We start from the raw sequence: 1,034 nt of genomic DNA on the forward strand, positions 1-1,034 counted from the left end.
TTGTTAACGCGCGTCGGTCTTGATCGTGGCGAAGGCCCCCGTGTGTGGTGGAGGTGTCGAATCTTCACCGCACGGAGGCCTTCGTGTCCCACCGTAATGCCCGGCTGACCGTTCACGGCAGGCGGCTGCTCGTCGAACGTGTCCGCTCCGGCCGTCCCGTCGCCCACGTCGCCGCGGAGATGGGCATCTCCCGTCCCACAGCCCACAAGTGGATCCGGCGCTGGCGCTGCGAAGGCGAGAGCGGACTCATCGACCGTTCCAGCCGTCCCCGCAGGACACCGCATCGGACCGCAGCTGCCACCGAGGCGGATGTCTGCCGGCTGCGGCAGGAGCGCAAGCTGGGCCCGGCACGTATCGGACCGATCCTGGGCCTGCCCGCCTCCACCGTCCACCGCATCCTCACCCGGCACGGCCTGAACCGCCTGGCCCACCTGGACCGGCCCACCGGGCAGGTCATCCGCCGCTACGAACGGGAGCGGCCAGGCGAACTGGTCCACGTCGACGTGAAGAAACTCGGCCGGATCCCCGACGGCGGCGGCCACAAAGTCCTGGGCCGACAGGCCGGCCGAGCCCGCCGAAGCAGCATGGGCTTCGACTACGTCCACTCCGCCGTCGACGACCACTCCCGCCTCGCCTACAGCGAGATCCACCCCGACGAGAAGGCCGCCACCTGCGCCGGCTTCCTGCGCCGGGCCGCGGCCTTCTTCGCAGCCTCGGGCATCGACCGCATCGAACGGGTGCTGACCGACAACGCCTGGCCCTACCGCAAAAGCTTCGCCTGGCAGCAGGCCCTGGCCGACCTCGGCGCGGCCGGCAAGCTCACCCGCGCCTACCGGCCCCAGACCAACGGCAAGGTCGAACGCTTCAACCGCACCCTGCTCGACGAATGGGCCTACCTGCGGCCCTACACCAGCAACACCGAACGCACCGACGCCCTGGCAGACTTCCTGCACACCTACAACCAGCACCGCTGCCACACCGCACTCGGCGGCCAGCCACCGATCAGCCGCGTCAACAACGCTGCGAGTCAATAC

Annotated in this window: 1 protein-coding gene; it reads left to right on the forward strand. The window is 69.6% G+C overall.

Features of this window, described 5'->3' with window-relative positions; translation table 11 throughout:
• Window positions 1–83: 83 nt before the first annotated feature.
• Window positions 84–1,034: IS481 family transposase (locus SSP29_RS00040; RefSeq protein ID WP_089098378.1), on the forward strand; the 951-nt coding region annotated here is incomplete at its 3' end.

It is taken from the genome of Streptomyces hyaluromycini (assembly GCF_002217755.1).
GTDB lineage: Bacteria > Actinomycetota > Actinomycetes > Streptomycetales > Streptomycetaceae > Streptomyces > Streptomyces hyaluromycini.